This window comes from Rhizobium sp. NRK18, assembly GCF_024385575.1.
In the GTDB taxonomy this organism is placed as follows: domain Bacteria; phylum Pseudomonadota; class Alphaproteobacteria; order Rhizobiales; family Rhizobiaceae; genus JANFMV01.
Genome location: NZ_JANFMV010000004.1, coordinates 182,818 through 209,261 on the forward strand (window position 1 = coordinate 182,818; position 26,444 = coordinate 209,261).

The window sequence follows — 26,444 nt, forward strand, 5'->3', positions numbered from 1 at the left end:
ATCCCCATGCTTGATCATTCGTCTCGACAGCCATCGCCACCGAATATCCCCATGGATGCGCTCAGCGAGGTCCTCCAGGACTTCCGCCTGAGTGGCGTCATCTATGGACGGTGCGAACTCCGTCACCCGTGGAGCATCGCCTTCCCCGAGCAGCAATTGCTTCGTTTTCACTTCGTCAGCCAGGGGCCGTGCTGGCTTCATACGGAAGCCGAAGGCTGGCAGGCCCTGAACGAAGGGGATCTGGTGCTATTGCCGCAAGGCATCGCCCATCGGCTGGCCAGCGCGCCGGATGTCGAAGGCGATTGCCTGAAAAGCTGCCAGATCACCAAGGTGGGTAGCAATGTCTGCGAGGTGGTGCGGGAAGGAGACGGTGCGACGAGCACGCTTTTCTGCGGCTCGATGGCATTGAACGCGCAGGCGCTCGATCCCCTGATCGCCCTGATGCCGCCGATCATCTGGGGCTGTGACGTGGCCGGCAACGACCCGATCATCGGCCCTCTTCTGACCGCCATGACGGCCGAGGCCTCGCAGCCGCAAATGGGCAGCGCCACGGTGCTGTCGCGCATGGCCGACCTTCTGGTCGCCAGGCTGATCCGCTGCTGGGTCAATTGCAGCGGTGCCGCAACCACCGGCTGGCTTGCCGCCATCCGCGACCCCCATCTCGGCCGCGTCCTCGCTGCCATTCACCGCGATCCCGGGCATAACTGGACCCTCGAAAGCCTCGCCGGGGTGGCCGGCCAGTCCCGCTCGATCTTCGCCCAGCGGTTCAGCGCCGTTCTCGGCGAAGGCGCTGCGCGCTACATCACCCGACTGCGCATGCAGCTCGCCCGCGAACTGCTGGGACAAGGCCACATATCGGTCGCCGAGGTCGCAGAGCGCCTCGGCTATGAATCCGAGGCGTCCTTTTCGCGCGCCTTCAAACGGACCACCAAAGTCTCGCCCGGCGTTGTGCGTCGCAGCAAGTCAGGACGAACGGACATAAATTTCGGATTTTAAGATGCATACCGTCCTATAGCCTTCCGCTATGAAGTGCATCCGTATTCAGGAGACACTTCAATGACGGATACTTCATCACAATTTAATGACGCGGCTCTGGACCTTGATATTGCAGAGCCAACCGCATGGAGCCCCGCCACATGGCTCGCCGTTCTGTCCATGGCGGCCACCAGCTTCGCGCTCGTTTCCGCGGAATTCCTTCCGGCAGGCCTTCTCACACCCATGGCCAACGATCTCGGGATCAGCGAGGGAACCGCCGGTCAGGTGGTGACGGCCACCGCCTCCGTCGGTGCCGTCACGGCGCTGCTCAGCAATGTCCTGATCGGCAGGCTGAACCGCAAGGCCGTCCTCGTCGCCCTCACCGCTCTGGCGATCGGCTCGAATATTCTTGCGGCCTTCGCGGCCGACCTTTGGCTCCTGCTTCTCGGGCGGGCCGGTCTCGGCATCGCGCTCAGCGGCTTCTGGGCGCTCTCGGTTGCCGTTGTGGCAAGGCTGGTGGGCGCCAATGCCACCGGTCGCGGCATGGCGATCGTCACCCTCGGCGTCTCGCTTGCCACCATTGCAGCCCCGTCGCTCGGCGCCCTCATCAGTGACTGGATCGGCTGGCGCAGCGCCATGACCATGACGGCGGGGCTGGCGGCAATAGCCTTGCTGCTGCAGGTCATCAGCCTGCCGTCACTGCCGGCAAGCCAAAGCAACAGCCTTGGCGACGTCTTCCGGCTGACGCGGCGGCGTGGCGTCCAGCTTGGAATGCTCGCCATCCTTCTGCTGATGACGGGGCATTTTGCCGGTTCGGTCTATGTCCGCCCCTTCCTTGAAAAGGTGACACTGCTGGATACGGGTCCGATCGCCATGGCCCTGCTGGGCTTCGGCATCGCATCCGTCATCGGCAACGTGGCCGGCGGGCGCATGGCGGACGCCAGCATTCGCATGGCGCTGATCGCCACCGCGACCTTGATGGGGGTCTCGGCAATTGCGCTGGTGCTCTGGGGCGCCAATATCGGCGTCGCATTCACCCTCGTCGCCCTTTGGGGGTTCGCCTTCGGTATGGCGCCGGTGGTGTTGCCGACCAACCTTTCCAGAGCCGCACCCGACGCGCTGGAAGCGGCCGGCAGCCTGATGGTCGTCTCCTTCCAGGTGGCGATCACCATCGGCGCGGTCCTGGGCGGCTTCATCGTCGACCACTACGGCGCCGTCGGCCCCCTGACGCTGACCGCCGCCCTGGCTGCCGTCACCCTACTCCTGCCGCTGACACAGTCCCGTACCTGATCGTCCGACATCAGGTGCTCCGGAAGGCCCAAATGATATCGGCGGGCGCGACCTCCACTGGTCGCGCCCTCCGATCTTGTATTCGTTAGCCGCAACCGGCTCGTTACTGGCCGGTGCCGCTTTCCACGGCATAGGCGGACTGCAACTCCAGCTGCACGGCCTGCATGAAGAGGCCGGCCTGCCGCGAGATTTCCGCTTCACTGACATTCTGCTCTCTCAGCGCTGACGCAAGTGCACTCATCTCGGTCCGCCAGAATGCGTTCGCAGCCTCGCCATGGAGCCCGAGAAGAGTTTCTGCGCAGCGTCTTACCTCCGCAATGCGCCGATGGGCTGGGAATTGAACGAGTGTCATGGCGTCTCCGGTACCAAAGGGAATCAGTCTGTCCCGAGACTATTGACGCCAAGGGTTCACAATTGGTGAACTTCGCCGTGAGCCGGCCACGCGACGGCTAGGGCAGCCGATCAAGCTTCGCGTCGCCGAGGAGCTTGGCAAGCCAGTCGACGAAGACGCGCACCTTGTTGCTCAAATGGCGGGTCGGCGGATAGACGACATAGAGCGGCAGAGGCTCCCGGTTCCAGTCCGGGCATAGCTGCACCAGTTCCCCGGTCTCGAGCGCATCGCCGATCATGAACAGGGGAAGCTGCGCGATGCCGAGGCCGGCACGCACCGCCGTCATGTAGCTGCGCGCGTCGTTGACGGAGACAATGTAGCGGCCGTCTATCTCTAGCTCGCTTTCCCCGTCCTTGCGAAACTCCAGCGGCAATATGCGGTTCGTTTCGGCACGCAGGTAATTGACGCAGTAATGGTCCTTCTCGATGTCTCTCGGATGCTGCGGAACGCCGAACCTTTCCAGATACAGAGGGGACGCGCAGGTGATCAGGGCAACTTCGGCCACCCGCCGCGCAATCAGCGACTGGTCGGCAGGCGTTCCCCCGCGCAGGGCGCAGTCGACGTTTTCGGCCAGATAGTCGACAGTGCGGTCGCCGACGCCGAGGTCGATGCGGATGTCGGGATATTTCTGGTAGAAATCGCAGAGCGCCGGGATGACGATCCAGTCTGCAAATGCGCCGGCCATCTCGACGCGCAGACGACCGCTCGCCAGCCCGTGCGAGGTCGAAAGGCTGCTGTCGAGCTCCTCGAGTTCGGATACGATCTGCACCGCGCGCTCGTAGTAGAGCGCGCCGTCGGTCGTCACCATCACGCGGCGGGTGGTGCGGTTGAGCAACTTCGTCTGCAGATGGGATTCGAGCCCCTGGATAAGCGTGCTGACCGTTGCCTTCGGCATCCTGAGGGCTTCCGCGGCGCGGGAGAAATTGCCCGTTTCGACCACACGAATGAAGGCGCGCATTGCCGACAGTTGATCCATCGTCGATTACCTCTCCATCTTGCGCTGCACTATTATCCCGAATTTTGAACACTGAAATCAAAATTGGTTAGCTTGTACGTATAATTGAACAACGATACATTTTCCATCGAATTAGCAGATCGTGTGGATCTGCGCTGTGTTTTCCGATCAAGCCAAGGCCCAAGTCGATGACGGTGGTGGTAAAGGATATGTTGCTGGACAAGGTGCCCCTCGGGCCCGTGTCTGCACGCGTCTACCAGGGCGCCGAAATCGCCAAGGGACCGCCTGTCATCCTGTTCTTTCACGGCGGTGCGTTTCTCGAGCGCGGGCTGAAGGACAATTCCGTGGCGTATTGCCTGGCAGGCACGGGCGCCATCGTTGTCGCACCCGACTACAACGCGCCGCTCGGCAACGCCTTTCCCAAGCCGCTCGAAGTCGGCTTCTCGATCCTCTCCTATCTCGCCAAGAAGCGCGCCGGATTGGGCGATCGGAAATCGCTTCTGTTTCTCTGTGGCACGGAAGCCGGAGGCAATGTTGCGGCCGGCGTCGCCCTCAAGGCCCGCGATCACTACGCCAACGAGCTCGATGGCCAGATCCTGATCTCTCCTCTCGTCGATCCTTTCATGGGTTCGACCTCCATCCGCAAGGCGGACGAGATTGGCATGCGCGAGCGCTGGAGCGAGGGCTGGAGCCAGTATCTGAGCGGCGGCATGTGCCATCCTTACGCCGCTCCATGCCTCTGTTCGCGCTTGTCGGGCGTTGCACCCGCTCTCGTGCTGACCGCAGAGGACGATCCGCTTTGCGACGAGACGCTTGGCTATGCCGACCGTCTTCGGCAGGGCGGAACCAAAGTTCGCCAGCATGTCCTCCCCGCCGGGACCGGCTGGCCATCCATTTATGGCGGGAAAACCGAGCATGCCCCGACGTGGCAGGAGAGCCTCGCCGGTTTTTTCAGAACCTTTGCTGGGGACATCAGCCAGAAATTGCTTTGCAAATAAATTGATCAGTCGCGTCCGTTCACGGACGCAAGGAGATTAGATAGATGACATCCTTTGGGAAACGCTGGGCCCTTGCGGGCGCCGGCATGGGCTTGGCTGCGTCCGTTTTGGCCGCAACGCTCTATTTCGATTCACCGATGACCGCAACAGCAACCGAGACCGGCACGCCGGCGGCCCCTCCGGCCGTGCCCGTCACCGTGGCAGTGGTCGGCAGCAAGGACATCAGGACCTGGGAAGAATTTTCCGGCCGTCTCGAAGCCGTCGACGATGTGCAGATACGCTCGCGCGTCGCCGGGGCCATCCAGTCGGTGGAATTCCACGAAGGCGCGCTCGTGAAGGCGGGCGACCTGCTCTTCACCATCGATCCGGCTCCCTATCAGGCAGCCGTTGCCCAGATCCAGGGCCAGGTCGCCTCGGCGGAAGCGCGGCTGAACCTTGCTCGCATCGAACTGGAACGCGGCCACAAGCTTTCCGACAACAAGACCATTTCGCAAAGCGAGCTGGACCAGCGTCAGAATGCTTTCGCCGAAGCCCAGGCAGGCCTGCAGACAGCCAAGGCAGCGCTGCAGGCGGCCCAGCTTGAACTCGACTATACGAAGGTGCGGGCTCCGGTCGCCGGCCGCGTCGGCAAGGTCGAGATCACGGACGGCAACCTGATTGCAGGCGGCTCCACCTCGCCGGCTCTGACGACGCTGGTATCCGTCGATCCGATCTATGCAGGCTTCAACGTCAGCGAAGACGTGGTCGCAAAGGCTCTGGCACAGCTGCCTGTCTCCAAGGGCTCCGCAAGACCGCTGGATACGATCCCGGTCGAAATCGGAACGCTTGCCGACGAGGGAACGCCGATCAAGGGCAAGCTGCAGCTGGTCGACAACCAGGTTGACACCGCCAGCGGCACGATCGGCGTGCGCGCCATCTTCGACAATCCGGACGGCCGGCTGATCCCTGGGCAGTTCGTCAGGATCCGCATGGGGCAGCCGAAATCCGAAAACAGGATCCTTATCAGCGACCGTGCAGTCGGCACGGACCAGGACAAGAAGTTCGTCTTCGTGGTGGATGGTGAGAACAAAGTGGACTACCGGCCAATCGAGCTGGGCCAGACGATCGACGACATGCGTGTCGTCGAAAGCGGCCTCGCCGTCGGCGACACGATCGTCGTCAACGGCCTGCAGCGGGTCCGTCCCGGCACGCTCGTTGTGCCGCAGACGCAGGAACAGCTCGCCGCAAAACAATAGAACGCTTTCGGCGGAGCACCGAACCGCTCCGCCGGCTTTTCAAGACATGCGCAGCACCGGCGGCGGTCGCAAGATCGCCGGACGGGGACGCCGTGACAAATTTTCATCCCGGAGAGGGCTTTGAAATGAATATTTCCAGATTTTTCGTAGACCGCCCGGTCTTTGCCGGAGTGCTGTCAATCCTGATTGTCATTGCCGGCCTCATCGGCCTGCGATCGCTACCGATTTCCGAATATCCCGAGGTCGTGCCGCCGTCGATCGTCGTGCGCGCGACCTATCCCGGCGCCAACCCGAAGGTGATCGCCGAAACCGTCGCCACACCGCTCGAGGAGCAGATCAATGGCGTCGACGGCATGCTCTACATGTCGAGTCAGGCGACTTCGGACGGCGTCATGACGCTGACGGTGACGTTCAAGCTCGGCACCGACCCAGACCAGGCGCAGCAGCTCGTCCAGAACCGCGTGTCGCAGGCCGAGCCGCGCCTGCCGGCCGAAGTGCGAAGCCTCGGGGTGACGACGGTCAAGAGCTCGCCCGACCTGATGATGGTGGTCAACCTGACCTCGCCGGACGACCGCTACGACATCACCTATCTGCGCAATTACGCCGTCCTCAACATCAAGGACCGGCTCGCGCGCCTCCCCGGCGTCGGCCAGATTCAGGTCTTCGGCTCCGGCGACTACTCGATGCGCGTATGGATCGATCCGCAGAAGGCAGCAGCCCACGGGCTCGCCGCCAGCGACATCACCAACGCAATCCGCCAGCAGAACGTCCAGGCCGCGGCCGGCATCATCGGCGCGTCGCCGAGCCTTCCCGGCGTCGACATGCAGCTGAACGTCAATGCCCAGGGCCGCCTGAAGAGCCCCGAGGAATTCGGCAACATCATCGTCCGGACCGGCGAAGGCGGCGAGATCACCCGCCTGCGCGATGTCGCACGGGTGGAAATGGGCGCGGCAGACTATTCGCTGCGCTCGCTGCTCGACGGCAAGCCGGCCGTCGCAATCCCGGTCTTCCAGGCCCCCGGTTCCAATGCGATCGCCATTTCCGATGCCGTGGTCGAAACCATGAACGACCTGCAGGCGGCCATGCCGGAAGGCGTGAAGTACGAAATCGTCTACGACACCACGAAGTTCGTCCGCGCCTCGATCGAAAAGGTCGTCGACACGCTGCTGGAAGCCATCGCGCTGGTGGTGATCGTCGTCATCCTCTTCCTGCAGACCTGGCGGGCATCGATCATCCCGCTGATCGCCGTGCCGGTGTCGATCATCGGCACCTTCGGCGTGATGTATGCCTTCGGCTTCTCGATCAACGCCCTCAGCCTGTTCGGCCTGGTGCTGGCGATCGGCATCGTCGTCGACGACGCGATCGTCGTCGTCGAGAACGTGGAACGCAACATCGAGAACGGGCTGAGCCCGCGACAGGCGACGTATCGGGCGATGAAGGAAGTGTCCGGCCCGATCATCGCGATCGCCCTGGTGCTTGTCGCCGTGTTCGTGCCGCTGGCCTTCATCTCCGGCCTTTCCGGGCAGTTCTATCGCCAGTTCGCGCTGACGATCGCGATCTCGACCGTCATTTCGGCCATCAACTCGCTGACCTTGTCGCCCGCCCTGGCAGCGCTTCTGCTCAAGGATCATCATACCCCGAAGGATTGGCTGACCCGCTCGATGGACTTCCTGTTCGGCTGGTTCTTCCGCGGCTTCAACCGCGTCTTCGGCGCTGGCTCGAATGCCTATGGCCGCAGCGTCGGAGGGCTTCTGTCGAGGAAGACCATCGTCATGGCGATATATCTCGTTCTGGCGGGTGCGACCTATGGCATGTTCAATGCGGTCCCGGGCGGCTTCGTCCCGGCCCAGGACAAGCAGTACCTGATCGGCTTCGCGCAGCTGCCGGATGCCGCCAGCCTCGACCGGACGGAAGACGTCATCAAGCGGATGAGCGAGATCGCCCTGGCGCAACCCGGCGTGGCACACGCCATCGCCTTCCCGGGCCTGTCGATCAACGGTTTCACAAACTCCTCGAACGCCGGCATCGTCTTCGCATCGCTCGATGACTTCGAAGAGCGAAAGACGCCCGACCTGTCGGCCGGCGCCATCGCCATGCAGCTCAACCAGAAGTTCGGAGCGATCCAGGACGCCTTCATCGCCATGTTCCCGCCGCCGCCCGTGCAGGGTCTCGGCACCACCGGCGGCTTCAAGCTGCAGCTGGAAGACCGGGCCGGGCTCGGATATCAGGCGCTCGACCAGGCCAACAAGGCATTCCTCGCCAAGGCCTACCAGACACCGGAACTGACCGGTCTGTTTTCGAGCTACCAGATCAATGTGCCGCAGCTCTATGCCGACCTCGACCGCACCAAGGCCGAGCAACTGGGCGTGGCCGTCACCGACGTCTTCGATACGCTGCAGATCTATCTCGGATCGCTCTATGTCAACGACTTCAATGCCTTCGGCCGTACCTACAGCGTCCGTGTGCAGGCAGACGCCAAATACAGGGCCAAGGCAGAGGACATCGGCCGACTGAAGGTCAGGTCGAACTCTGGCCAGATGATCCCGCTTTCGGCGCTGTTGAAGGTGGATGCGACCACCGGTCCGGAACGGACGAACCGCTACAACGGTTTCCTGTCCGCCGACATCAACGGTGGACCGGCACCAGGCTTCTCGTCCGGACAGGCCCAGGCCGCCGTCGAGAAGATCGCCGCCGAGACCTTGCCCAAGGGGATCGGCTTCGAATGGACCGACCTCACTTACCAGCAGATCCTTGCCGGCAATTCGGGCGTCATCGTCTTCCCGCTGGCCCTGCTGCTCGTCTACCTGGTGCTCGCCGCTCAGTATGAAAGCCTGACGCTGCCGCTGGCGATCATCATGATCGTGCCGATGGGTGTTCTTGCCGCCCTCACGGGGGTCTGGTTCACCGGTGGAGACAACAACATCTTCACCCAGATCGGGCTTGTGGTGCTCGTCGGCCTGTCGGCCAAGAACGCCATCCTGATCGTGGAATTCGCCCGCGAACTCGAGTTCGAAGGCCGAAGCCCCGTACAGGCGGCGATAGAGGCAAGCCGCCTGCGCCTGCGTCCGATCCTGATGACATCCATGGCCTTCATCATGGGCGTCGTTCCGCTGGTCGCATCGACCGGCGCGGGCGCGGAAATGCGCGCCGCCATGGGCGTTGCAGTGTTTTCGGGGATGATCGGCGTGACCTTCTTCGGCATCTTCATGACGCCTGTCTTCTATGTGCTGGTCAGAAAGCTGACGGGCAACCGCCCACTGGTCCAGCACAACGACAACGCTCCTCGGGAACCGGACGAGGCCGTAATGCGACCGGCAGCGGAATAGGGTCCGGCATTCGACCTCACAAACGACAAACGGCGCCCCATCAGGGGCGCCGTCTGTGCGTTCGTTCTCCGAAAACAACCGGTCCCGCGAAGCAACCTCCCAGCATTTCCCAATCTATTCCGGGGGCAATGGAACCTTTCAGACTGCAACGGCCTTTTCACGCTTCTGAAACAACCGGGACGTCGCCAGGAAAGCGGCCACCTCACCGAGCTTTTCCGGACTTTTGAGCCCGTCCCTGTAGAGATTGACGATCAGGCGCCGCGCCGCATCTTCTGTAGCAGGGTCGATGGTTTGCGGATCGCGCTGGCGAACGAGGTCCGCCGCGACGGACATGGCCTCAAGATCCGCACCGTCAAAAATTCCATGCAAATTGTAGTCTGAACGTGCAGACATTCGCTCCTCCTCAAATGTCCTGGGACGATCGGCGCCGCCCAGCCGAAACCGGCCGCCGCATCCAATCGCTTCTAAAGAATTGAAATCAACGACACTCAGATAAGGCGCGTTTCGTCGCGGACAATAGGCAACATCTTGCCCTTGGCAATTTGGAGACTGGAAGATCGCCAAGACGACCCTTCGCCCCGCTGCGCCTGCGCATCCCCAAAAAGGCCGGCGGCAGGACTAAGGACCCTTTCGAAAGACGTCAAAAACCAGGTTGCGCAGCCAGCGGTGCCCGGCATCCGCGTCCATTCGTGGATGCCAGATCTGGGACACCACGATCTCCGGCATCGGAAACGGGAGTTCAAAGGTGACGATCTGCGAACCTGACATTTCAGGGCGGGCGGAGAAGGGAACGAGCCCCAGAAGATCCGAAGCAGCCACCACCGCAATCACGGCGGGGAAGCCGGGAACGATCACCTTGACGTTGCGTGAAAGGCCGAGCTCGGCAAGCGCTTCGTCCGCAGGGCCGGCCTTGCCGCGTCGCCGGGCGAAAAGAACATGGCCCCACTCGCACAGGCGGCCCGGCGTGATAGGCCCGTCCAGAAGCGGATGGCCGCGCCGCGCGATGCCGATATAGCGATCGTGATACAGCACCTGCATCCGAAGCTCGGCACCATCCCCGGACACCACACCGATCTCGAGATCCACGGAACCGTCGCGCAACGGCGCAATGTCCTTGTCCGGCTTGGGCAGGAAACGCAGCGTGACGTCAGGTGCAACGGCCGCCACCGTGCCGCTGAACCTGGCAGCATAGAGCTGCACGAAGGCCTCGTTCGCTCGGATGGTGAATTCCCGCTTCATGTCGCGCGGATCGAGTGGGAGCGGCGGGCTCAAGACGGTCCGGACCGCCTCCGTCAGACCGCGCACCTGGCCGGCGATCACTTCCGCATGAGGCGTGGGAACCATGGCACGCCCGGCGGGTACCAGTACGGGATCGCGGAGCGCTGTGCGCAGCCGAGCGAGGGTCCGGCTCATGGCGGATGTGCTCAGGCCAAGTTTCTGACCTGCGCGGGTGACGCTTCGCTCCGTCAGCAAGGCATCGAGGGCCGTCAGCAGGTTCAAGTCAATATCATGCATGGCGTTTAGTGCAAACCTACATTGATATTGTTGCGCATGGCGCAACTCATGTCACCGCGGTATCACGACGGGAAACGAAAGGAAAGCACCATGTCCGTTACCGCGCCAATCCCCGAACCCGAGGCCGACGGCCTCCCCGCCCCACGTCGCCACATTGCTGTTGCCGTTCTTCTTCTGACACTTGTCCTGGTGGTACTCGACGGTGCCATCGCCAATATCGCGCTGCCGTCGATCGCCGCGTCGTTGCATGCCGCACCGGCCGATGTGGTCTGGGTGGTGTCGGCCTATCAGCTTGCCGTGCTGGTCGCCCTCCTGCCATTCGCCGTGATCGGCGAGATCTACGGCGCACGCCGCGTGTTCCTGGCAGGGGTCGCCGTCTTCATCGTCGGGTCTGCCGGATGCACGTTCTCACAGGATCTGCCGGTATTGGTGGCAGCCCGATTCCTGCAGGGCATCGGCGGTAGTGCCGTCATGGCACTCGGCATCATGAACCTGCGTTACTCGGTCCCGCAGCGCCAGATCGGCATGATCATCGGCATCAACGCAATGACCATCGCCGTTGCCGCTGCGGCAGGACCAGGCCTTGCGGGGGCGGTGCTCGCGGTTGCCGGTTGGCCGTGGCTGTTTGCGATCAACATTCCGCTGGGTCTCGTCATTCTCGCGGCAGGTCGTGCCCTGGCCCCGACGAAGCGGGCCACACGGCGATTGAATGTCAGGGCCCTGATTGCCAATACGCTCATGTTCCTGTTCTTCTTCTTTGGCGCCGACCGCATAACGCAAGCGCCGGTGCAGAGCGCCTTGCTGATCGCCGCGTCGATCGCATGCCTCATCGGCCTGCTGCGGATAGAAAGGAATGACGCCGCGCCCCTGGTCCCGCGCGATCTTCTGGCAATTCCGGTCTTCCGGTCCTCGGTTGTCGCCTCCGTCAGCTGCTTCACCGGCCAGACGCTGGGTCTCATCGCCCTGCCCTTCTATCTGCAGCACGGCTCCGGCCTCACTGCCACGGAAGCCGGGTTCTACATGATGCCCTGGCCGGGCGCAGTCGCCGTCATCGCACCGATCTCCGGCTGGCTGGCGAACCGTGTCAAGACGGCATGGCTCTGCACTCTCGGAGCGTCGCTGCTGGCCATGGGGCTCGCGTGTATCGCCTTCACGCCGTCGGATCCGCATGGCTGGATCTTCCTGATCAGTGCAGTCGTCGCCGGCATGGGGTTCGGTCTGTTTCAGACGCCCAACAACCGCATCCTGCTCCTCTCGGTGCCGAAATCGCGCAGCGGCGGCGCAGGCGCCATGCAGGGCACGGCGCGTTTGACCGGCCAGACTCTCGGCGCAATCGCAATGGCGGTCACCTTCGGAGCAACATCACCCGAGGCAGCTCCTCCCACCGCACTCATGATCGCCGCAGGCTTTGCCGCACTTGCCGCCGTCGTCAGCGCCACTCGCGCGCGAAAGGAAGTCGTTGCATGAACCATGGCCGGCGACGTATCCAGCTGCCGGCCTTTCCGAAATTGCTGATCCCTGAGGGCGGCAAACAAAAAAGATATCCTCGACCAGCCGTTCGAAACTCAGACCAGGGTCCGAGGTTCCCACGACACTGATCCCAAACTGCACCTCACCATGCGAGACAGTTTGCAGGGAGCGGAGCATAGTCGGCTGGACATGAAAGCTAAAGTGATGCGGCGGCTCTCGATGCCTGATCGTAATGGCCCGAAAGCGCACGGATGCGGGCTGCGACCTTCGAAAGGGCCTCGCTCGAAACCTCGGTGGACAGGACAGACTTGACCAGCAGCTCCTCACGAATACTCGCATAGCGCTCGCAGACCTCGCGGCCCTTCGGTGTGATCAGCACCAGCTTTTCCTTGCCGCGCTTGCCGCTTTGGATGAGCTTCTGGCGTTCGAGCTTCTTCAGCGCATAGGCGACCGTATGCGTATCTTCGATATTGAGGACCAGGCAGATGTCGGCCAGCGTCTTGCCCTTGTTGCGGTGATTGATGTTGTGCAGCACAAGCACATCGAGCGGCGAGAGATCGGGAACTCCCGCCGCTGCTATGCAGCGGACCATCCAGCGGTTGAAGGCGTGGCTCAGCATGATCATTCCGAACTCCACCTCAGAGAGCGCCGGCAGCGCGCCGCTCGCCAGATGGCCGGAGGAGACGATCGGCCCGATCGCCGCCGCATGAATGTCCGCTTCTGTCTTTTCGCTCATCAATTCTGTCCAAGCATCTGGCCGGGCAGCCACAACACCACCTCGGGCATGACGGTTATCAGCACGATCAGAGCCAGCAACCCGGCAAAGAAAGGCAGTGCTGCTAGGGCAATATAGCCGATGCTGCGGTTTGCCAAGGATTGCAGAACATAAAGATTGAAGCCGACCGGCGGCGTGATCTGGGCGATTTCGACCAGAAGCACGACGAAGATGCCGAACCAGAGCAAGTCCATCCCCGCCCCTTGAACGGCAGGAAGCAGGACAGAGGTCGTCAGGAGGATCATCGAGATGCCGTCAATGAAGCAGCCCATGATGAGGAAGATGACGACCAGCGCGGCAATCAGCGCCGGCTGCGGCAGGTTCATCGAGACAATCCAGTCAGCAAACTGTTCCGGCAGGCCTGTGAAGCCCATCGCAGTCGACAGAAATGCCGCCCCGGAAAGGATGAGGCCGATCATGGAACTGGTCCGCGTCGCACTGACGACGCTTTTCCAGAAGGTCTGGCGATCGAGCCCACCGCTGACGAGCGCCAGCACCAGCGCACCCGTGACGCCAATGGCCGCCGCCTCGGTCGGTGTGGCGATGCCGCCGTAGATGCAGCCGAGCACGGCGATAATCAGAAGCATGATCGGTATCAGCCGGCGGGATTCCCAAAGTCTTGCCGACAGTGACATCGGCGGTTCACGCTCGGGAATCTGGTCGGGATTGAAAATGGCGTAGATGGCGACGACGAGCGAGAAGATCGCCATCAAGAGGAGCCCCGGAACAACGCCCGCAATGAAGAGGCGACCGATGGAGATCTGTGCGGCGACGCCATAGACGATCATCATGATCGACGGTGGGATCAACAGTCCGAGTGTTCCAGAGCCCGCCAGCGAGCCGACGATCATGAAATCGCTGTAGCCGCGGCGGCGCAGTTCCGGAATGGTCATCTTCCCGATGGTCGCAGCAGTCGCGGCAGAGGATCCGGAGATGGCGGCGAAGATCGCGCAGCCCACCACATTGGTGTGCAGGAGGCGGCCTGGAATGCGCTGGACCCAGGGTGCGAGCCCCTTGAACATGTCTTCGGCAAGCCGGGTGCGAAAGAGGATTTCGCCCATCCAGATGAACAGCGGCAAGGCCGTCAGCGCCCAGGAATTGTTGGCGCCCCAGAGCGTCGTTCCGAACAGCAGGCCCGGAGGCCGACTGGTGAAGAAGGCCATGGCAACATAACCGGCGGCGGCAAGCGCCATGCCGATCCAGACGCCTCCTGCCAGAATGAAGAGAAGGAAGACGGTGATGACGATACCAGCAAAAACAGGATCCATGACATCACCTCAATGTTCGAAGTGGAGGTGATCTTCACCCGCACTCTGCTGGACTTCGATGTAGCTGGGCTTGTGTCCGCGTAGCGTGCGGACGACATCCTCGACAAGTGCGACCAGCAGCACAAGGCAGCCGACCGCCATGGTGAGTTGCGGAATCCAGAGCGGGATCGCAATGAGACCCTGAGCGACGTCGCCAAAGCGATACGAGTCATAGACCAGCCTCCCGAGCCACCAGGTTGCCCAGCCGGTGCCGATGGCCGCGACGATAGTCAGGACAAGCTCCAGCGGGCGGCGGGAGTCGACGGGGATGCGTTCAATCAGGAGACCGACACGGATATGTTCCGACTGGCGATAGGTCGGCCCGAGCGCGAGGAAGAAGATCGCCACCAGGCAATAGGCGGCCAGATCGTCGCTGCCTGCCAACTGCAGGCCGACCGATCTGAGCGCGATCCCGCCGCCAACCAGGACGAGGATCAGGATCATGGACATTGCGGCGAGGATTTCTGCCGCACGATACAGGTATGCGAATGGACTCGTCATGGTAACGCTCCAGCCGGAAAAAGGGATGATCAACGGGGGAATAGGCCGGAGCTCGATGGCTCCGGCAGCATCCCTACTTGCGGTAGGCGTCGATGATCGCCGCACCGTCCGGTCCGGCCTTTTCGACCCATTCCGACGTCATCGTCTCACCGATGCCGGCGAGTTCCTTCGACATGGCGTCGGAGGGCGCCTCGACATGGATGCCGTGTTCCGCCATCGTCCTCTTGTAGCCGTCATTCAATTCGGCAGATGTCTTCCAGCCCCGCTCTTCAGCGGCAGCGGCCGCCTTGACGAGAGCAGAACGCGTTTCTTCGCTCAGGCCATCAAAGACGTCCTTGCTGACGAAAACCATGTTCTGAGGCAGGAAGGCCTGGAGATCGTAGTAATAGTCGACATAATCCCAGGCCTGGCTGTCGACCCCGGTCGCACCCGAGGTGATCATCGCGTCGACGACACCGGTCTTGAACGCCTGAGGCACTTCGGCGGCCTGGACGGTGACCGGGCTCGCGCCGAGAATCTCGGCAAAGCGGGCCGTCGCCGGGTTATAGGTGCGGAATTTCGAGCCCTTCAGGTCGGCAAGCGCCTTGAGTTCGCTCTTGGCATAAACGCCCTGCGGCGGCCACGGAACCGAATAGAGGAGCACGAGGCCCTGCTCTTCCAGGTGCTTTTTCACGGCCCCTTCCGCCGCATGCCAGAGCTTTTCGGCGCTGGCGTAGTTGGACACCAGGCCGGGAATGGAATCGAAGGCAAAGACCGCATCTTCATTGCCGAGCGAAGACAGGAGCGTTTCACCGATCTGGACCTGGCCGCTCTGGACGGCACGCTTGATTTCGGTCGCCTTTACCAGCGCGCCTCCGGAATGAACGTTGATCGTGAGCGCGCCATTGGTCGCCGTCTTCACGTCCTCCACGAACTGGCGAATGTTCTGAGTGTGGAAATTGCCGTCCGGATAGGGCGTCGGCATGTCCCAGCTTTCAGCGCCAGCCGTCGTGGCAAACATCATCGTGGCTGCAAAGACAGCCGAAATTACAGTTTTCATTTTTATTCCCCTTTATTGGCAGTTCAAACTGCTCACTACAAATTGTTTTCAGCTTGACGACATTTTGTCAATAAATTATCGATGATTAATAATCAAAAAGCCAAAATGCTCGAAATCACGGCAGAAGAAGGGAACTGACATGAGCAATCAATGGGACTTCTGGATCGACCGGGGCGGCACGTTTACGGACATCATTGGTCGCGATCCCGACGGCAAGCTGCACGCCCGCAAGATGCTATCCGAAAATCCGGAAGCCTATCGCGACGCGGCTGTCGCCGGCATCCGCACCCTGCTGGGTCTGGTGGCAGGCGAGCCCATTCCTGCCGGCCTCATCAACGAGGTCCGCATGGGCACGACAGTCGCCACCAATGCGCTCCTGGAGCGCAAGGGGACACAGGTCGCGCTGATCACCACCCGCGGCTTTCGTGATGCTCTGGCGATCGGCTACCAGGCGCGCGCAGACATTTTCGCCCGCGACATCCGCAAGCCGGAACGTCTCTATAACCGCGTCCTGGAAATCGATGAACGTGTTCTGACAGACGGAACCATCGAGACAGCTCTGGACGATGATGCGGTTCGCACCGCCCTGGCAGCGCTGAAACGCGACGGCTACGACGCGCTCTCCATCGTCTTCATGCATGCCTATCGCCATCCGGACCATGAACGGCGCGTCGCCGAAATCGCCCGCGACGTCGGGTTCGGCCAGATTTCCGTCAGCCACGAGATTTCGCCACTCGTCAAATTTGTCGGGCGTGGCGACACGACGGTGGTCGACGCCTACCTGTCTCCGGTCCTGCGCCGCTACGTCGCGCAGGTCGCAGAAGAGCTCGAACTCGACCGCACCGGCACGCGCCTCCTGTTCATGATGTCGTCCGGAGGACTGACGTCAGCAAGCCTCTTCCAAGGCAAGGATGCCATTCTTTCCGGACCGGCCGGCGGTGTCGTCGCACTTGCGCAGACCGGTGTGAATGCGGGTTTCCCGAACGTCATCGGTTTCGATATGGGCGGCACCTCCACCGACGTCGCGCATTATGCCGGTGAATATGAACGCGCCTTCGAAACCGAAGTTGCCGGCGTGCGTATCAGGGCGCCGATGATGCAGATCCATACGGTGGCAGCCGGCGGCGGCTCGATCCTCCACTATGACGGCTCCCGCTTCACGGTCGGCCCGGATTCAGCCGGCGCCAATCCCGGCCCCAAATGCTACCGCCGCGGCGGACCGTTGACTGTGACCGACGCCAACGTCATGACCGGCAAGCTGAACCCCGCCCTCTTCCCACCGATCTTCGGGCCGCACCAGGATCAGCCGCTCGATCTCGACGCCGTGCGGAAAGCCTTCGCCGACCTTGCCGCGGATATCGGAGATGGCCGTTCGCCGGAAGCCGTTGCGGAAGGTTTCCTGAAGATCGCGGTCGCCAACATGGCGGAGGCGGTGAAGAAGATCTCCGTCGCCCGCGGCTATGACGTGACCCGTTATGTGCTGAATGCCTTCGGTGGCGCCAGCGGTCAGCATGCCTGCCTAGTCGCCGATGCACTCGGGATGAAGAAGGTGCTTGCACACCCCTTCTCCGGCCTGCTTTCCGCCTACGGCATGGGGCTCGCCGACGTGCGCGCGCTACGCCAGGGGTCAATCGAAGTTCCGCTGGCCTCCGCTATCGCCACTATCGCCAGGACCGCGACGCCCCTCTGCGCCGACGCAATCCGGGAGCTTGAAGGGCAAGGCATTGCCGGGGAAAAGATCAGCGTCAACGTGACGGCTCTGGTCCGATATGCCGGCACGGATACCACCCTCGAGATACCTGTCTGCAGCATGCCTGCGCTTGCCGCCTCCGAAAGCGAGATCGCCAAGGCCGATCCCCGCAAGATGAAGACGGCATTTGAAGTGGTCCATGCGGCCCGCTTCGGCTTCAACGATGAAACAAAGGAAATCGTCGTCGAGGCCGTCTCCGTCGAGGCTGTCGGTGGCGGTTCTTCGCCGGAAGTCGGCACGGACAGCAAGGCGAGCTCCACCATTCCGGACGTATCCGGTCGGACCCGCTTCTATTCTGCAGGCGCCTGGCAGGACGCGGCGGTCTATCATCGGGAAAACCTCTCGGCCGGGCATACGATCGACGGACCGGCGCTGCTGATCGAGGCCAACCAGACGATCATTATCGAGCCCGGCTGGCAGGCTCACCTGACCTCCGCCGACAACTTGGTGCTCGATCGCGTTGTCGCATTGCCGGCAAGACAGGCAGCCGGAACCGAGGCCGACCCGGTAATGCTGGAGATATTCAACAATCTCTTCATGTCGATTGCCGAACAGATGGGCCTGACGCTGCAGAACACCGCCTATTCGGTCAACATCAAGGAGCGCCTCGACTTCTCCTGCGCGGTTTTCGACGCCGATGGAGCACTCGTCGCCAATGCCCCGCATATGCCCGTGCATCTCGGGTCGATGGACCGCTCCGTCCAGGCGATCATCCGTGGCAATGCCGAATTCCATCCGGGCGACGTCTACGCGATCAATGCCCCCTATAACGGCGGCACGCATTTGCCGGATATAACCGTCTGCACGCCGGTCTTCGACGATCAGGGCAAATCGGTGCTCTTCTGGGTCGCCTCCCGCGGCCATCATGCCGATGTCGGCGGCACGGCGCCGGGTTCGATGTCGCCCACGGCGCGTACCATCGAGGAAGAAGGCGTCTACATCGACAACTTCAAGCTGGTCGACAAGGGCCGCTTCCGCGAGGCCGAACTGCGCGACCTTCTGACAGGCGCCCGCTATCCGGTTCGCAATGTCGTCCAGAATATCGCCGACCTGAAGGCGCAGATCGCCGCCAACAATCGCGGTGTCTCGGAAATGCGCAAGGCGATCTCCGAATTCGGCCTCGACGTCGTGACCGCCTATATGGGCCACGTTCAGGATAACGCCGAAGAAAGCGTTCGCCGGGCTCTGGAAAAGCTCGACGACTGCGAATTCACATATCCGCTGGATCAGGGCTCCGAAATCCGGGTCAAGATCACCGTGGACCGGCAGGCGCGCGAGGCGACGGTCGATTTCACCGGGACTTCCGGCCAGCGCGACGACAATTTCAATGCGCCGGAACCGGTGACCCGGGCCGCCGTTCTCTACGTCTTCCGGATGATCGTCGACGGCCAGATACCGATGAATGCAGGCTGCCTGCGCCCTGTCCGCATCGTAGTACCGGAAGCAAGCATGTTGTCGCCGCAATATCCTGCGGCGGTGGTCGCCGGCAATGTCGAGGTCAGCCAGGCGGTCACCAACTGCCTGTTCGGGGCGCTGGAAGCATTGTCTTCGGCCCAGGGAACGATGAACAACCTGACGTTCGGCAACGAAACCTACCAGTACTACGAGACCATATGTTCCGGTGCTCCGGCGGGGCCTGGCTTCAATGGCGCCGATGCGGTTCATACCCACATGACCAATTCGCGGCTGACCGACCCGGAAATCCTCGAATTGCGCTATCCGGTGGTACTCGAGGACTTCCATATTCGCGACGGATCCGGCGGCAAGGGCCGGTGGAGCGCGGGCGACGGCACAAGCCGCACCATCCGCTTCCTGGAGAGGATGGACTGCTCGATCCTCTCCGGCCACCGCAAGATAAGGCCTTTCGGCCTGAAAGGCGGAGAAGCCGGCGAATGCGGCCGCAATCTGATCCGGCGCAAGGACGGCCGGATCGAGGAGCAGCCCGGTTGCACCTACACGGAGATCGAAGCGGACGAAGCCGTCACCATCATCACGCCGACCGGCGGTGGTTATGGCATCGCAGGAACGCCGCAGGCTGAAACGGAGTAAAGGCCGCTGCTCCAAAAACAAAATCGCAATTCGGCAGGCGGCTTAGATTGCCTGCCGATGGCTGCGCGGCAAAGCTTGCGGCTCCAAAAGTTGCGGAGCCATCAGTGAATCTCAAACGCCAATGCCGAAAAGCACAAGCGCCAGTTGAACGACAATCTCACTTCGTGGGCCCCTTTCCAAAGGCAGGCAATCCCAGGCGCCGCGCATTCTTGAGAAGGGTCGGTGAGCATTTCGAGCGTGGCATCGCCGCACACTATCCCAGAGCCGCTCTTGGGATAAGAAGCCAACAGCAAGCCATCCCTACAGGCTAGAGGCCCGACGGCCGGTCTCATCGCATTGCGGCTGCCGCGCCCATACCTTTGTTCACGATCATATACATTGCAAACAATTGTCAGGGTCTGGCTTAACCAGTCCTGAGCGTCATCTCACCGAAGCGGATCGCGGCCTCAGGGCGGGAAAGTATTGACGTTTACAGAAGCCGAAAGTGGACATTGGCAAGAAACGTGCCCATCCTCTATCACTGTCAGAGACAAGCAGACGGCATCGAAATCGCCCCAATGGCGACGACACGGGAGGAACCCTTGAAGCGCGGACACAGCCCGTGATTGACCTGCGTAACGTGGAAACCTTCTACTGGGCGGCCGCGCTCGGCAGTCTCCGTGCGGCCTCCGAAAAGCTCGGCACCACACAACCAGCCATTTCCCAAAGGATAGCATCGCTCGAAATATCGCTCGGAGTGCGCCTGTTTGAGCGCGCGGCCCGCGGGGTCAAGCTGACCGCCAAGGGTCATGAGCTATTGGTCCATGCCGAGCGAATGATCCAGGCACGAAATGACATTGTCCAGGCGGCAAAGGAAAAGTCGGGGATCAGTGGCCGCTTCCATCTCGGCGTCGCCGAAACGATCGTGCAAACCTGGCTGCCGCGGTTGATCGCGGAGGTCTATGCAGCCTATCCGGCGCTGACAATCGATATCGAGGTCGAGACCAGCGACAATCTCCAGAACCTGCTGATGAGCCGCCGCATCGGACTTGCCTTCCTGATGGGGCCGGTGCTGGAAGCGCGCGTCGAAAACCGGCCCCTGTGTTCCTATCCGCTCGCCTGGGTGGCTCGCGCTGACGCCGATTTTGGCCCTGAACCCGTCCCCCTGGAACAAATCGCATCGCAACCGATCGTCACTTATGGCTCGAGCAGCGCCCCCTACCGGCAGGTCAGGGACATGCTCCGACGCTCCGGCATTTCCTCGCCACGCATGGTCGGCAGCGCTTCGCTTTCCATGATCGTCAGAATGGTTCTGGATGGAATTGGCACCGCGGTCATCACGCCCAGCTTTCTTTCCAATGAACTCGACAATCACTCTCTCAAGGTCGTCAAGGTGAATGCGGACCCGTTGCTGGATCTGAACTTCACCGCCTCCTGGGTCGATGGTCCGGACGCGCAAGCTGCCAGAGTCATTGCCAGAATTGCCGAACAGGTCGCCTCCGATGATGAATTGAATCGACGGTAGAACGCGTCCTGAGATACGAGACATAAATAATTCTTATGTCACTCTTCCAAACTTACGATTGGACAACGACGTTTGCTGGCCTTCTACTCTACTCAAGATGCAGCGACATAAGCTGCACGAAGGGGAAGAACCGAAGGTCCTCAATGGAGACCGCAAAATCGATCGTGCATCGCACGGTTGAGGAGGCATATCCATCGATTGACCGGTGAGCCTGGCTTCGGCAGTTCCCCTGTACGATTTCAACAATCATCGAAGGGGCCTAATCTCATGAAACTCAAGACCATCATGATGTCGATCGCAGCCGGCACAATAATGTCCGGCGTAGCCATTGCCGAAGATCTGCCGAAGACCGAACTGACCATTGTCGGCGGCCTCAGCAACCTGACCGCATACCAGGATTTCGAAGTTCCATTCTGGACCAAGACCATACCGGAAAAGTCGAACGGTGCCGTCACTGCGACGATCAAGGGCTTCAACGACATGGGTCTCAAGGGCCCGGAGCTCATGCGGCTGATGTCCCAGGGCGTCGTGCCGTTTGGCACCGCGACCCTCTCCTACTTCGCCAGCGACAACCCCATCAACGAGGCGATCGACCTGCCGGGTCTCGCGCCTGATGCGGCGACCGCCCGCAAGGTCACGGAAGACTTCAAGCCGGTCTACGAGAAGTTCTACGGCGAAGGCTCCAAGGTGAAGGTGCTCGGCATCTCCACCTATCCGGCCCAGGTGATCTTCTGCAACGCCGACATCAAGGGTCTGGCCGATCTTGCGGGCAAGAAGGTCCGCACATCGAGCCGCACCCAAGCGGAATTCGTCGAGGCATTCGGCGGTTCGAGCGTCACCATGGCCTTCGGTGAAGTCGTGCCGGCCCTTCAGAACAAGGTCGTCGATTGCGCCATCACCGGCTCGCTCTCCGGATATTCGGCAAAGTGGTACGAAGTCTCGACCCATCTTCTGGCACTGCCGATCAACTGGAACCAGCAGGTCCACGCCGTAAACCAGAAGGTTTGGGACAGCATCGACCCGAAGGTTCAGACATTCCTGCAGGAAAACATCAACGAGCTCGTCGACCAGATCTGGAGCGCTGCGGCCACCCAGACGCAGGAAGGCTATGACTGCAATACGGGTGCTGCGGCCTGCACTCGCGACGTCAAGGGCAAGATGACCCTCGTCGTGCCGAGTGACGAGGACAAGGCCCTCCTCGCCAAGACCTTGAAGGAAAAGATCCTGCCGCAATGGGCTGCGCGCTGCTCGGCTGACTGCGTCGCAAGCTTCAATGATACCATTGGCAAGGACTTCAACCTCACTGCGTCGAAGTAAACAAAACCGCCGGGGACGGGGCAACCAGACCTCGTCCCCCGCATTTTCCCGGGAGATGGCCGTGATGACGTCAAAATCGGTTCAAACCATGTCGAGCCTTGTCGCTCACGCCGAGACGGCGGCCCGCTACGCAGTTTATGCCAGTGGCGCCCTCACGATCGGGAGCGTCCTGCTCATCTCCTACGACGTGATTACGCGCAAGCTGTTTGGATGGTCGCTTGGAGGCTCCGACGAGATTTCGAGTTATGTCTTTGCAATCAGCACCACGTGGTCTCTGGCCTACGCCACATTGCAACGCGCCCATGTTCGCGTCGATCTCCTTTACCAATATCTTCCGGTAAGGATTTCAGCCCTCCTCGACTGGCTGTCGCTCGTCATGCTCGGCGTCTTCATGGCCTTTCTGACCTATTACGGCTACGACGTGTTTGCCAGCTCCATAAGCCAGAACTCCCATGCCAACACGCCGCTCGGAACCCCACTCGCTGTTCCACAAGGCCTCTGGTTCGCTGGCCTCCTGTTCATGTGCATTGTCCTTTCGCTGATGCTGCTACGCGCTTCGATCGCGCTGGTCACGGGCGATATCGATGCGATCAAGTCGATGGCCGGCATTCGCTCGGCCAAGGAAGAGGCTGATGAAGAAGCTGCCGCAGGCGAGCGCCTGATCCAGGGGGAACGCAAATGATCGCGACCACCCTCGTCCTCCTGCTGGTACTGATCGGCATTTCCATTCCCGTTGGTGCCGCCCTTGGCGTGCTCGGCCTGATCCTCGACCCGCTCTATTCCATGCTGCCGCTGACGCGCGGCTTGGGCGAGATCGCCTGGAGCACCAACAACGACTTTCTCACGGTCGCCATCCCGCTCTTCATCCTGCTTGGCGAAATCTTGCTGCGCGCCGGCTTTGCCGAGAGAATGTATTCGGCGATGAGCCTGTGGCTCGCCTGGCTTCCGGGTGGCCTGATGCACGCCAATATCGGCGCGTCGGCGCTCTTCGCCGCAACATCGGGCTCAAGCGTTGCAACCGCAGCCACGGTCGGCACGGTCGCCGTGCCCCAAATCAAGCGACATGGCTATAACGAGCCGCTGTTTCTCGGTTCGCTTGCCGCCGGAGGAACGCTTGGCATATTGATCCCGCCGTCGATCAACATGGTCCTCTACGGCGTACTGACCAACACGTCCGTGCCAAAGCTCTACCTTGCAGGCATCCTGCCTGGACTGCTGCTGACGCTCCTGTTCATGCTGATCATCATTTGCGGCTGCCTGGCCGTGCCGGCCTGGGGCGGCAAACGCATCACCGGAGCCTGGCGCGAGCGCCTGATCAGCCTGAAGCATCTCGGCCCGCCACTCGGCATCTTTCTGCTCGTGGTCGGCTCCATCTACGCCGGTGTGGCAACGCCGACGGAAGCCGCCGCTCTGGGTGTGCTCGGAGCGCTGATCCTGGCCGCCTGCTTTAGAAAACTGACTTTCCCGATGCTCGGAGAGGCGATCGAAGGCACGATGAAGTCCACGGCGATGATCATGCTGATCATTCTCGCCGCCGCCTTCCTCAACTTTGTCATGTCGGCTGCCGGGATCACCGACGCCATCACAGGCTCGATCACCGGCCTCGGCCTGTCGCCGCTGCAGATGCTCTTCGTCATCATCATTTTCTATCTCGTGCTCGGCTGCTTCATGGAATCGCTTTCCATGATGATCACGACAATTCCGATCGTCACCCCGATCATGTTCCAACTTGGCTACGACCCGATCTGGGTCGGGGTCCTCATCATCATCCTGGTGGAAGCCGCACTGATCACGCCTCCCGTGGGCCTCAACCTCTTCGTCGTTCACAGCCTGCGCAAGAGTGGCAACATGGCGCCCGTCATCAAGGGCAGCCTGCCCTTCGTTGGCGCCATGGCCCTGCTGATCCTGCTGCTGGCAGTCTTCCCTTCCATCGTCCTCTATCTCCCAAGCCTTTCAAACTGATCGGCCGGACCAGCGAAATACCCGAGAGAACAGCATGAAACTGCACTTCACCATCGAAAGCAAAAACGGCGCTTCCAACATTGATGTCGATATCGACAATCTTGTCGTCGCCGGCTGGGCTGGCCGCGACCGCGCCTCCATCGAGCATCATATCGAGGAACTGGCCGCGCTCGGCGTGCCGCGCCCTTCGGCCGTGCCGCTGTTCTACAGGGTCTCCGAAAGTCTTGCCTTCCAGGGTGACCATATTCAGGTTGTCGGCGCGGAAACCTCCGGTGAGGTGGAAACCTTTGTGTTCACGAAGGATGGCAAGATGTATGTCTCACTCGCCTCCGACCATACGGACCGCAAGCTCGAGGCAACGGGCGTGGCCCTGTCGAAGCAGATCTGCGCCAAGCCCATCGCGACCACCGCCTGGCCCTTCGACGAGGTGGCCGATCACTGGGACAGCCTGATCGTTCGCTCCTTCATCGTCGAAGGCGGCCAGCAGGTAACGTATCAGGAAGGTGCGCTTTCATCGCTTCGCAAGCCCGCGGAATTGATTGCCGGCTATACCGGCGGCAGCAGCCTTCTGCCGGAAGGTACGGGCATGATCTGCGGAACGGTTGGCGCCATCGGTGGCATCCGACCGTCCCGCAACCTGACGCTGGAACTGTTCGACCCGGTGCTCAACCGTTCGATCCGGCACGACTACGTCACCGAGGTTCTGCCGGAGGTCGCATGATGGCACTAGAAAGCACCATTGCGGATGCAGCGGCCGCATTATCGTCAGGAGCGGCAAGCGCGAAAAGCCTGGTGGAGACTGCAATCGCCCGGATGGACGACCCGTCAGGCGAAGGCAAGCGCACCTTCATTCGGCGCAACGACGACCGTGCTCGTGGACTTGCGTCAGCATCGGACGCGATCCGCGCCGCCGGCCACTCTCGCTCTCCAATCGAAGGCCTGCCGATATCGGTAAAGGACCTCTTCGATCTCAAAGGCGAAACGACGCTTGCAGGCAGCATCGCCCTGAAGGGCGCGGCCCCCGCCGCCAGGGACGCAGCCGTGATCCGACGGCTGATCGCCGCCGGCGCCGTCATTACCGGCACCACGAATATGAGCGAGTTCGCATTCTCGGGGCTGGGCCTCAACCCACATTACGATACACCGCGCAATCCCTTCGATCGAGCAACAGGGCGCATCCCTGGCGGTTCGTCCTCCGGCGCGGCGATCTCTGTCAGCGACGGTATGGCGGTCGCCGCCATAGGAACAGATACCGGGGGGTCGATCCGCATTCCGCCGGCGCTGTGCGGCCTGACCGGCTTCAAGCCGACAGCAAGCCGCATCGACCGGGAAGGTGCAATTCCATTGTCGACCACGCTCGACTCGATCGGCCCGATCGCGCGCAGTGTGGCCTGCTGTGCCATTCTCGACGCGATCATGGCGGGAGAAAACCCGCAGGACCTGCCGCAGGCGCTTCCGATCAGGGGACTGCGCCTTGCCGTTCCGCAGACGGTCGTGCTCTCCGACATGGATGCACATGTCGCAAAGGCCTTCGAGGCAGCCGTCAGTCGTCTTTCCTCCGCCGGAGCCGTCATCGTCGACCTGCCGCTTGAAGAGTTCGCGGAGATCGCATCGATCTACTCGGGTGGCACCATCGTTGCCGCGGAAGCCTATCATTGGCACCGGGAGCTGATCGAGAAGGCAGGCGATCGTTATGACCAGCGTGTGCGCCAGCGCATCATGACAGGCAAAGCGCAGTCGGCCAGTGGCTATCTCTCCCTGATCGAAGCTCGGGCGAACTGGAAGAGACGTGTGGAAAGACAGATCGCAGGCTTTGACGCGCTGATCATGCCGACAGTGCCGACAATCGCCCCCGAGATCGAACCGTTGGTCCGCGACGAGGCAAGATTTTTCGCGGTGAACGGGCTGATGCTGCGCAATCCGAGTGTCATCAATTTTCTGGACGGCTGTGCCTTGTCGGTTCCCTGCCATGAGCCTGGAACTGCGCCTGTCGGCTTGATGATTGCTGGGGCGGCCTTTGCCGACCGGCATGTTCTAGCGGCAGGACTTGCCATCGAAAGCGCATTGTCGAGAGACTGAAGGAAT

21 protein-coding genes are annotated in these 26,444 nt (G+C 61.7%); 13 read left to right on the forward strand and 8 right to left on the reverse strand.

Going from position 1 to position 26,444, the window contains the following annotated elements; all coding sequences use genetic code 11:
* Window positions 1–6: 6 nt before the first annotated feature.
* Both NN662_RS20110 and NN662_RS20115 read left to right on the forward strand, forming a co-directional pair.
* Window positions 7–996, forward strand: a complete 990-nt coding sequence (locus NN662_RS20110) for an AraC family transcriptional regulator (protein ID WP_261932200.1) — start codon at window positions 7–9, stop codon at window positions 994–996.
* 60 nt (window positions 997–1,056) lie between these two features.
* Window positions 1,057–2,265 (forward strand): MFS transporter, encoded by a 1,209-nt coding sequence (locus NN662_RS20115; RefSeq protein WP_261932201.1) that lies wholly within the window; start codon window positions 1,057–1,059, stop codon window positions 2,263–2,265.
* Window positions 2,266–2,368: 103 nt separating this feature from the next.
* Here the strand turns inward: NN662_RS20115 and NN662_RS20120 are convergent, their stop codons facing one another.
* Together NN662_RS20120 and NN662_RS20125 are read right to left on the reverse strand one after the other, a co-directional pair.
* Window positions 2,369–2,617: a DUF6074 family protein gene (locus NN662_RS20120; RefSeq protein WP_261932202.1), complete on the reverse strand. Its 249-nt coding sequence runs from the start codon at window positions 2,615–2,617 to the stop codon at window positions 2,369–2,371.
* Between the two features lie 97 nt (window positions 2,618–2,714).
* Entirely contained in the window at window positions 2,715–3,632 is a 918-nt protein-coding gene (locus tag NN662_RS20125) for a LysR family transcriptional regulator (RefSeq protein WP_261932203.1), read from the reverse strand.
* 167 nt (window positions 3,633–3,799) lie between these two features.
* Here NN662_RS20125 and NN662_RS20130 point away from each other — a divergent pair, with 167 nt between their 5' ends.
* From NN662_RS20130 to NN662_RS20140, 3 genes are all read left to right on the forward strand, one after another.
* Window positions 3,800–4,609 (forward strand): alpha/beta hydrolase fold domain-containing protein, encoded by an 810-nt coding sequence (locus tag NN662_RS20130; protein WP_261932204.1) that lies wholly within the window; start codon window positions 3,800–3,802, stop codon window positions 4,607–4,609.
* A gap of 44 nt (window positions 4,610–4,653) precedes the next feature.
* The gene (locus NN662_RS20135; protein ID WP_261932205.1) at window positions 4,654–5,844 is read left to right on the forward strand and encodes an efflux RND transporter periplasmic adaptor subunit; all 1,191 of its coding nucleotides are present in this window, start codon (window positions 4,654–4,656) and stop codon (window positions 5,842–5,844) included.
* A 125-nt stretch (window positions 5,845–5,969) separates the two neighbouring features.
* On the forward strand, window positions 5,970–9,170 hold the full coding sequence (locus tag NN662_RS20140) for an efflux RND transporter permease subunit (RefSeq protein ID WP_261932206.1): 3,201 nt from the start codon (window positions 5,970–5,972) through the stop codon (window positions 9,168–9,170).
* A 138-nt stretch (window positions 9,171–9,308) separates the two neighbouring features.
* On the opposite strand, the gene NN662_RS20145 is transcribed toward NN662_RS20140, so the two are convergent.
* Together NN662_RS20145 and NN662_RS20150 are read right to left on the reverse strand one after the other, a co-directional pair.
* Window positions 9,309–9,734 (reverse strand): hypothetical protein, encoded by a 426-nt coding sequence (locus NN662_RS20145; protein WP_261932207.1) that lies wholly within the window; start codon window positions 9,732–9,734, stop codon window positions 9,309–9,311.
* Between the two features lie 54 nt (window positions 9,735–9,788).
* Entirely contained in the window at window positions 9,789–10,685 is an 897-nt protein-coding gene (locus tag NN662_RS20150; RefSeq protein ID WP_261932347.1) for a LysR family transcriptional regulator, read from the reverse strand.
* Window positions 10,686–10,775: 90 nt separating this feature from the next.
* On the opposite strand from NN662_RS20150, the gene NN662_RS20155 reads away from it, so the two are divergent.
* Window positions 10,776–12,152 (forward strand): MFS transporter, encoded by a 1,377-nt coding sequence (locus NN662_RS20155; protein WP_261932208.1) that lies wholly within the window; start codon window positions 10,776–10,778, stop codon window positions 12,150–12,152.
* A 199-nt stretch (window positions 12,153–12,351) separates the two neighbouring features.
* On the opposite strand, the gene NN662_RS20160 is transcribed toward NN662_RS20155, so the two are convergent.
* The 4 genes from NN662_RS20160 to NN662_RS20175 form a co-directional block, all read right to left on the reverse strand.
* Window positions 12,352–12,891, reverse strand: coding sequence for a winged helix DNA-binding protein (locus tag NN662_RS20160; RefSeq protein ID WP_261932209.1), 540 nt, complete (start codon window positions 12,889–12,891; stop codon window positions 12,352–12,354).
* Window positions 12,891–14,198 (reverse strand): TRAP transporter large permease, encoded by a 1,308-nt coding sequence (locus NN662_RS20165; RefSeq protein ID WP_261932210.1) that lies wholly within the window; start codon window positions 14,196–14,198, stop codon window positions 12,891–12,893. Before NN662_RS20165 ends, NN662_RS20160 begins: the two co-directional genes overlap by 1 nt.
* A 9-nt stretch (window positions 14,199–14,207) precedes the next feature.
* The gene (locus NN662_RS20170; RefSeq protein WP_261932211.1) at window positions 14,208–14,738 is read right to left on the reverse strand and encodes a TRAP transporter small permease; all 531 of its coding nucleotides are present in this window, start codon (window positions 14,736–14,738) and stop codon (window positions 14,208–14,210) included.
* Between the two features lie 73 nt (window positions 14,739–14,811).
* The gene (locus NN662_RS20175; RefSeq protein ID WP_261932212.1) at window positions 14,812–15,777 is read right to left on the reverse strand and encodes a TRAP transporter substrate-binding protein; all 966 of its coding nucleotides are present in this window, start codon (window positions 15,775–15,777) and stop codon (window positions 14,812–14,814) included.
* 139 nt (window positions 15,778–15,916) lie between these two features.
* On the opposite strand from NN662_RS20175, the gene NN662_RS20180 reads away from it, so the two are divergent.
* The 7 genes from NN662_RS20180 (at window position 15,917) to NN662_RS20210 (ending at window position 26,438) form a co-directional block, all read left to right on the forward strand.
* The gene (locus NN662_RS20180; protein ID WP_261932213.1) at window positions 15,917–19,576 is read left to right on the forward strand and encodes a hydantoinase B/oxoprolinase family protein; all 3,660 of its coding nucleotides are present in this window, start codon (window positions 15,917–15,919) and stop codon (window positions 19,574–19,576) included.
* 601 nt (window positions 19,577–20,177) lie between these two features.
* The gene (locus NN662_RS20185) at window positions 20,178–21,080 is read left to right on the forward strand and encodes a LysR family transcriptional regulator (protein ID WP_261932214.1); all 903 of its coding nucleotides are present in this window, start codon (window positions 20,178–20,180) and stop codon (window positions 21,078–21,080) included.
* A 267-nt stretch (window positions 21,081–21,347) separates the two neighbouring features.
* The gene (locus tag NN662_RS20190; protein WP_261932215.1) at window positions 21,348–22,397 is read left to right on the forward strand and encodes a TRAP transporter substrate-binding protein; all 1,050 of its coding nucleotides are present in this window, start codon (window positions 21,348–21,350) and stop codon (window positions 22,395–22,397) included.
* A 64-nt stretch (window positions 22,398–22,461) separates the two neighbouring features.
* On the forward strand, window positions 22,462–23,079 hold the full coding sequence (locus tag NN662_RS20195) for a TRAP transporter small permease subunit (RefSeq protein ID WP_261932216.1): 618 nt from the start codon (window positions 22,462–22,464) through the stop codon (window positions 23,077–23,079).
* The gene (locus NN662_RS20200; protein ID WP_261932217.1) at window positions 23,076–24,359 is read left to right on the forward strand and encodes a TRAP transporter large permease; all 1,284 of its coding nucleotides are present in this window, start codon (window positions 23,076–23,078) and stop codon (window positions 24,357–24,359) included. Before NN662_RS20195 ends, NN662_RS20200 begins: the two co-directional genes overlap by 4 nt.
* Window positions 24,360–24,393: 34 nt before the next feature.
* Window positions 24,394–25,080, forward strand: coding sequence for a DUF2848 domain-containing protein (locus tag NN662_RS20205; RefSeq protein ID WP_261932218.1), 687 nt, complete (start codon window positions 24,394–24,396; stop codon window positions 25,078–25,080).
* A complete protein-coding gene (locus NN662_RS20210; protein ID WP_315972618.1) occupies window positions 25,077–26,438 on the forward strand; it encodes an amidase in 1,362 nt (453 codons plus the stop codon). The genes NN662_RS20205 and NN662_RS20210 overlap by 4 nt, the downstream gene beginning before the upstream one ends.
* Window positions 26,439–26,444: the final 6 nt, after the last annotated feature.